Annotated in this window: 8 protein-coding genes and 1 pseudogene; 3 read left to right on the forward strand and 6 right to left on the reverse strand. The window is 56.5% G+C overall.

Features of this window, described 5'->3' with window-relative positions; all coding sequences use genetic code 11:
* On the reverse strand, positions 1 to 238 hold a 238-nt coding region (locus BO74_RS20215; protein ID WP_496445056.1), incomplete at its 3' end, for a transposase.
* A gap of 487 nt (positions 239 to 725) precedes the next feature.
* Between BO74_RS20215 and BO74_RS20220 the strand changes: the two genes are divergently transcribed.
* Together BO74_RS20220 and BO74_RS20225 are read left to right on the forward strand one after the other, a co-directional pair.
* On the forward strand, positions 726 to 1,004 hold the full coding sequence (locus BO74_RS20220) for a type II toxin-antitoxin system TacA family antitoxin (RefSeq protein WP_496445058.1): 279 nt from the start codon (positions 726 to 728) through the stop codon (positions 1,002 to 1,004).
* On the forward strand, positions 1,001 to 1,504 hold the full coding sequence (locus BO74_RS20225; RefSeq protein WP_013262363.1) for a GNAT family N-acetyltransferase: 504 nt from the start codon (positions 1,001 to 1,003) through the stop codon (positions 1,502 to 1,504). The genes BO74_RS20220 and BO74_RS20225 overlap by 4 nt, the downstream gene beginning before the upstream one ends.
* Before the next feature lie 39 nt (positions 1,505 to 1,543).
* Here BO74_RS20225 and BO74_RS20230 read toward each other — a convergent pair whose 3' ends face one another.
* The 4 genes from BO74_RS20230 to BO74_RS20245 form a co-directional block, all read right to left on the reverse strand.
* Complete coding sequence (locus tag BO74_RS20230; RefSeq protein ID WP_496445061.1) at positions 1,544 to 1,786, reverse strand: hypothetical protein; 243 nt, start codon at positions 1,784 to 1,786, stop codon at positions 1,544 to 1,546.
* Positions 1,787 to 2,417: 631 nt separating this feature from the next.
* Positions 2,418 to 3,401, reverse strand: coding sequence for an IS5 family transposase (locus BO74_RS20235; protein WP_496445062.1), 984 nt, complete (start codon positions 3,399 to 3,401; stop codon positions 2,418 to 2,420).
* 106 nt (positions 3,402 to 3,507) lie between these two features.
* Positions 3,508 to 4,259 (reverse strand): IS5 family transposase gene (locus BO74_RS20240; protein ID WP_496445064.1). Its coding sequence is split into 2 segments (ribosomal slippage): positions 3,508 to 3,932 and positions 3,932 to 4,259, totalling 753 coding nucleotides; the frame shifts between segments, so codons are not numbered across the junction.
* Positions 4,260 to 4,429: 170 nt separating this feature from the next.
* Positions 4,430 to 5,599 carry an IS4 family transposase gene (locus BO74_RS20245; protein ID WP_496445066.1) on the reverse strand — a complete coding sequence of 390 codons (1,170 nt, stop codon included), beginning with the start codon at positions 5,597 to 5,599 and terminating at the stop codon, positions 4,430 to 4,432.
* Positions 5,600 to 6,312: 713 nt separating this feature from the next.
* On the opposite strand from BO74_RS20245, the pseudogene BO74_RS20250 reads away from it, so the two are divergent.
* Positions 6,313 to 6,438, forward strand: a pseudogene (locus BO74_RS20250) (transposase); the annotation flags it as partial.
* Here BO74_RS20250 and BO74_RS20255 read toward each other — a convergent pair.
* Positions 6,436 to 6,744, reverse strand: a complete 309-nt coding sequence (locus tag BO74_RS20255; RefSeq protein WP_496445068.1) for a transposase — start codon at positions 6,742 to 6,744, stop codon at positions 6,436 to 6,438. The pseudogene BO74_RS20250 and the gene BO74_RS20255 overlap by 3 nt on opposite strands.
* Positions 6,745 to 6,767 lie beyond the last annotated feature (23 nt).

A 6,767-nucleotide genomic window follows, 5' to 3' on the forward strand; every position in this document is an offset into this window, starting at 1 on the left:
CCGCCAATTCCTTGCGCAGTCGCGCCAGTTCAATTTCCGTTTCCGTCGGCACCCTCTGGCCTTGCCCAACCTTCGCCAGGTTGCCTGTACGCGACGCCCGCACCCAATTGCCAAGACTGCTCTTTGGCACCGACAAGCGCTTCGCTGCCGCATCCACCGACAGCCCTTCCGCTTCCACCAGCTTCACCGCTTCCGCCCGAAATTCCAGCGTGTAGATCCCTTTCGGTAGTCGTTCCATCCTTGTCCTCCGTTCCTCACATTTTACGAAACGTTGGACTCCACTTTTTTCAGCCTACCTCATCCCATCCGAAAGAGTCTGAATCCAAGTACAGGCCAGTCATCGTGGTCACGTGCTGGCTCAAAAACACCATGAGCGCGAATTTCGGTACATGATCTTTGTGGGCGCAAAAAAAGCCACTCTGGGTGGCTCACTTTTCATAGACAGATCTGCTCAAATATCGTCGTCAAACTCTTCGTCATACTCCGGTTCAAAGTACTCTTCCAAATCCACTCTTTTACTCCTTGTCGTTGGTTATAAAGCGAGACTACACGGCGAGCATTACAGCATCGTTACAGCGGCGTTTCGTCGGAAGTTATTGAGCACTACCGACACATTGCAACGCGGAAGTACGCGCTTGGATGGTGGCCAAGACAAGAAACGTCTTGTCAGGACAATGTCCGGACGCCTACAATAAGGGCATCCAAGACCAGTCCGGAGGGGCACCATGAGCACCCTGAATCTTTCCAAGACCGAACGCATTGACGTTCGTGCCAGCACGCCAGTCAAGCAACTGCTGCAGGAAGCCGCACGCACCTGCCACAAGAACGTGAGCGAGTTCCTGCTCGACGCGGGCGTGACGGCGGCCGCGCAGACGCTGGCAGATCGTCGCCAATTCGTGCTGGACGACACACAGTGGCAGGCCTTCCAGGAGGCGCTGGACCGCCCGGTGCAAAGCAAGCCGCGTCTGAAGAAGTTGCTGCGTGAACCTGGGGTGCTGGGTTGAGCAATGACTACTCACCCGTTCGCAAGCTCGCTGCAACGGATCAGGTCGATGCGTTCGACTGCGGCCAGGCCGCGCTGAACCAGTTCCTGCAGCGCTACGCGCTCGTCAACCAGAAGGCTAACAGCGCGCAGACCTATGTCTGCTGCCAGGGTGACGTGGTGGTCGGCTTCTACAGCCTGGCCGTTGGTAGCGTCGATCCGGAAGCCGCGCCGTCGAGAGTGATGAAGGGGCTGGCGCGCCACCCGGTGCCGGTCATGATCCTGGCCCGGCTCGCCGTGGACAAGGAGCATCAGCGTAAAGGTCTGGGCCAGGCCTTGCTCAAGGATGCGCTGCTGCGTACCGCACAGGCTGCCGACATTGCCGGCATTCGCTGCCTGTTGGTCCATGCCAAAGACGACGCAGCGCGGCAGTGGTACGAATCGTGGGAATTCGAGCCCAGCCCGACTGATCCGTACCATCTGTTCCTGATGCTCAAGGATCTCAAGGGCATGTTGAGCTGAGGTGGTGTCTCCACCTCAGCGCCCAACGTTCTCCCGCTGCTAATCCCACAGCGCCGGCGGATCAACCGCCAGATCGAACAGTGTGATGTGGTTCGGCAGTGCGTCGTCCAGGATGGCCGCCACGATGTCGGGTGCCAGAGTGGTCAGATTGACCATGCGGCTGACGTAGCTGTTGTCGATTCCTTCCCGCGCGGCGATCTCCTTCAAAGACTTCGCTTCCCCCAAGCCGCCCTTCAGCCTCCGGTGGCCATGAACGACAGCTTCTCCCTCCGGTGAATTCACACACCCGACCCAAAGCCGTCCGTCGAGTTTCTCCAAAGCGGCCCGACGTTCAGCTACGGGATTTTCGTGTTTCGCTTCTACGAAGCAGCCGTCCGTGATCTCCGGCAGTCGGCCATCAGCTGCCCGTGGCAGTTACATCCAAATTTCTTGTGCCAGGCGGGAATCGAATGGCTGGTTTTCGGCGATCAGATTGATCGTGAGAATTTCAGCGCCCCGCCACAATCGGTCCGTCAAGCTTCCTCAAGTCCGGCCATTCGTAGCGCTGCTTCGCATCAGTTACCGGCCGCTCAACCGAAAAACGCTCTGAAAGACATCTTTATCATCCGACACAACGTGGCACGAGGGGGAGGGGTTAAATTTCCCAGCAGACGTCTCTGGCGGCAGAGTCGATGGCACAAACGGCACATGGGATGAATCAACTCGTGGCACGTTTCCGCATCTAGCCGCCACACATTACACATTTGGTCTCAATCAAGAGTATTAGGGACGCGCTGAATTAATGACCATTCGGACAGAATCAGCGCTGACTTTGCGATTTTTCGGGAGGGCATCTCGACCGTCCGACGTCGAAACCATCGGATTCGGCCTCCCTGCCGGCGTAATTTCGGGCTTTGCCCGTCCTGCCGCCATCTCAGGACGCACCTTGGGCGTTGAGTTCAAGCAATCGGCCCTTGGCGATCATCAGATTCGCCAGCCCAAACAAGGTCATCAGCTGTGCCGTGTTCTTGGCCAGTCCACGATAACGCGCCTTCTTCAAGCCGAATCGATTCTTGACGATGTGAAAGGGATGCTCGACCTTGGCCCGGATCCGGGCCTTGATCGTTTCGATTTGGTCTCGCAAACAGTCAAGTCTGCGGCTCGTATCCAGCGTCCGACGCTTGCCTGGTCGCATGGCGATGTGCCAATTCACTTTCCCTTTGGCTTCCGGCCGTTTGGCCGCACCTTGGTACCCGGCATCACCGAAGGCTTCCTCCTCGTCGCCATGCAACAGCGCCTGCGCTTGCGTAACATCATTGACGTTGGCCGCGGTGCCGATCACGGTATGTACGAGTCCCGATTCGGCATCGACGCCGATGTGCGCCTTCATGCCGAAGTGCCATTGATTGCCTTTCTTGGTTTGATGCATCTCGGGGTCGCGTTGTCCTTCCCTGTTCTTCGTCGAAGACGGCGCGGCGATGATCGTGGCGTCGACGATGGTGCCTTCGCGCAGCATCAGGCCCTTTTCAGCCAGGTGCGCTTTGATCGTAGTGAAGATGCGCTCGGTCAGTTTGTTCTCTTCCAGAAGATGCCGGAATTTGAGCAGGATCGTTGCATCCGGTGCGGTTTCCCGGCCGAGATCGATGCCGACGAAGTGGCGGATGGCGTGACTGTCGTACAGGGCGTCCTCGATCCCTTCGTCGGACAGTCCGAGCGTCTGTTGCACGATGTACATTCGCAGCATCCGTTCGAGTCCAATCGGCGGCCGACCGCGCCCTTGGCCCTTCGGGTAGTACGGCGCCAGCGCGCTCAGCAAATCCGCCCACGGCGTGATGGCTTCGAGTTCGCCAAGCAGCCGATCGCGCTTGGTCACCTTGCGCTTGGCCGCGTACTCCAGGTCAGAAAAGCTCTTCTGCATCGGGGTCGTCCGTCTTGTCCTCATCAAACAAATTCTCGCATGGCATCGTGCGCTCACGCTGTTACTTGCAGGAATAAATCAGTGAGTCCTTAGGGCCTGTTCTCAATCAAGCCAGCCAGACGAAAGTACACGCGAGATGAACGAAAGACAGGAACGATTGGGCGAGTTTGTCATAGCGCGTGGCGATGCGTCTGAATTGCTTGATCCGGCTGAAGAAACGTTCGATCAGGTTGCGGTCCTTGTAGATGTGGCGATCGAAGAGTCGTTGATTGAGTCGGTTGGAGCGCGGCGGGATGACCGCCTGGCTGCCCTGAGCAGTGATGGTTTGGACAAAGGCGTCCGAATCGTACCCCTTGTCCGCGACGATAAATTCGGCTGGCTGATCCTTGATCAGCGCTTCCGCCTGCTCGATGTCGGTAATCTGTCCTGCCGAGAGAATCACGCGCAGGGGATTGCCCAAGGCATCGACCGCCACGTGCAGTTTTGTCGTCAGACCTCCCCGCGAGCGACCGATTTCCTGAAAGCCGGCTTTTTTTGGGCGCCTGCCGAATGCTGGTGGGCACGTACAATCGTGGAGTCAATGAACAAGCACTCCATGTCCGCATCGCCCCGCAAGGTCGTGGCCACACGTGCCCAAACGCCTTTCTCGCGCCAACGGGAGAAGCGTACGAATGTTCGATGCCAATGCCCGAATTCGGGGGGTAGATCGCGCCACGGGCTACCGGTACGCATGATCCAAAGAACGGCCTCGACGAAACGCCGATTGTCCTTGGCCGTACAGCCGGGATCGCTTGCCTTGCCCGGCAACAGTTCTTCAATGCGTTCCCACTGGTCATCGCGCAACATCTTCCGGTCCATCCTGCCTCTGCCCAAAAGTCAGGATATGACCATATTTCATTCACTGTGAACAGCCCCTTGCTATGTCTTTGACTGTAAACGAGTTATTCGGCCAATATCTCATATGGCATTGCTGCGTTCGATTGATTGAGAACAGACCCTAGTTCTCTTCTAATAACAGTAGTGTCCGGTTAAAAAGCGAATAGATTCAGTTGGTTGTCGCTTTCGTCCTGTTTTTGGAAAGGCGCATTGCCCGCAAAGGCTTGCTGGATGGGCATTTTCTCGAACAGGGTGAGCGAAAAAATCTGTAGCAGGGTGTAGAGCGAAGCGTCGAGATTCAAGCGCTTCTTGACGATGGCGACGAGGACATAGACCGATACGGCGATCCAGATTTGCGACTTCACCGCATTCTCTGAGGTGCCGTAAAACTTCTTGATACGCAGATGCTGCTTGATCCATTTGAAGAACAACTCGACCTGCCAGCGCGCCTTGTAGAGCGCGCAGATGGTGGCTGCCGGCAAGGCAAAGTTGTTGGTCAGGAAGACCAAAGTCTTGTCGGTTTCTGGGTCTCTGAAACGGATGCAGCGCAAATGGATCGGGCAGTCCCGGCTGCTGTAGTAACCGACCAGCGCGACGGTTTGGTCGCAGAGGATGCCGGTCGTTCGGTCGGTCGCTGCCGAATAGACACGGCGCAACCGCGTGTTCGACTTGGCGCGAGTAACGAAGAAGGCGCTTGCCAGATGCATCGCATGAAGTCGTTCGAAGTCCAGGTAGCCACGATCCATGACGTAGATCGCCCCGGCTTCCGGCACTAGAACGTCGAGCACATTGACGTCGTGCAGCTTACCGTCGGAAATGTGGATGAAGGTCGGGATGTTGCCGCGCAGATCGAGCAGCGTGTGCATCTTGACCGCCGCCTTGGTCGTGCGAAACGGAGCCCACGGAAATACCGACAGGCACAGGTCGATCGTCGTCGAATCCAGCGCGTAGGCCGTGTTCTCCAACTCGAAGCCAAGGCTGTCGCCGAGGTAGAGTTTCCGAGCTTGCGCGATCAGGTGCTGGGCGAATGCCGCATGAACACGCCAGTCTCTCGCCTCGTTGGCATCGGCCAGCGTCGAGCGTTTGATTTCCTGGCGAAACCCCATGTGGTAAAGCTTGGCGGACTGCGCCGACAGGCAGACCTCGATGTCGCGCAGGCTTTCGCGGTAAGTCAGTTGCGCAAATGCCATTACGCGGAATTGCTCGGCGCAGGTCATCGACTTGACGTAGCGATCGCCATCGTGGCGATCGACGATGCGATGAAACGTCTTCCAGGGCAGAAAGTCCATGAGTTGGGCGAACAACGTCTTGCCGAGGTTCATCGGCGTCTCCGGCGAAAACAAAGCCAAAAGACTGCCTCATCGGCGATTCACCGTTCAAATCGGAGACACCTGAAAATTCTCCAAATGCCCCTCCAGCTCTTGGTTTCAACCTCATGGGCATCGTTTTAACCGGACACTACTGATCTTGATCTTCAAATGAATACGATACTTCAAGGAAACCCGTCGTTAATGGGAATTGTAGAAAAATATGGCCTTGAAAACCTTGGTTGGTCCGAATTTGAATGGGGATTGTTGTGCGGGCGTTTGTCGGCACTAAGGTGGGTTAGCGGTGCTGAATGGGCCGATTCTCTGGATACCTGATCTGCCATCGATCTTCCACTGAGCAAATCAGGAGGGAAAACACCCCTCCTGATTCATTGGCAGTCCGAGCATTACTCAACTGCGGCGAGTTCCGCTTCTAGCCGAGCGATTTCTTGCAGAATCTGCGCTTTGTCTTTTCTCACGAACTGGCCATGTTGCCCAGCATCAAGGTCAATCCATCGATTGGAATCAGCAGGGTTTGTAACATCGATTCGAGTTTCCAACGCATTGGCGCGCTCGGTAAGGCATGCTTTCCCGGTCCTCGAGATTCGTTCCGAGGTCACCCGAAAAGATGATTTTCCGTTGCCTGTCGTCCTTTGGCCCCCAGTAGACTGCAACCGAGGTTGCGCCGACTACATGTGAAGAACGGTAAAAGCAAAGGAATAGATCGGTGCCGACGGGGATTCTTCCTGCCGGTGCGCGTACTGTCGCGACTGTTCCGTCGGCGTTTCCTAGAAGAACTGGCAAAGATCCATGCGGCAGGTCAGTTGAAGTGCTCCGGTGAACTCGCCGGCCTAGTCCATTGAACCAGAAGAATCGCACCGGATATGGCGGGACGGATCGGCATACTTCCACTTGAGTGGTTTGGCATTTTTGTTGTACTGGCGAATGTAGCGCATGAGTTTTTTGTGCAAGTCGGAGGTGCTGGTGAAGATGCCGCGCGCAATGACGTCGCGCTGGATGCGGCCGAACCAATTCTCGACCTGGTTCAACCAAGAACTGTAGGTGGGCGTGAAATGCATCGAGACGTTGGGATGATCGACGAGGAAGGTATCGACTGCCGCGGTCTTGTGGCTACTGACGTTGTCGCAGATGACGTGAATCTCGCGTCCTTTGGGCTGGCTGG

This window comes from Propionivibrio pelophilus DSM 12018 (assembly GCF_059569095.1).

Coding starts and splice junctions, on each gene's coding strand:
- BO74_RS20220 (WP_496445058.1), top strand. CDS start 726: ATGAGCACCCTGAATCTTTCCAAGACCGAACGCATTGACGTTCGTGCC.
- BO74_RS20235 (WP_496445062.1), bottom strand. CDS start 3,401: ATGCAGAAGAGCTTTTCTGACCTGGAGTACGCGGCCAAGCGCAAGGTG.
- BO74_RS20245 (WP_496445066.1), bottom strand. CDS start 5,599: ATGAACCTCGGCAAGACGTTGTTCGCCCAACTCATGGACTTTCTGCCC.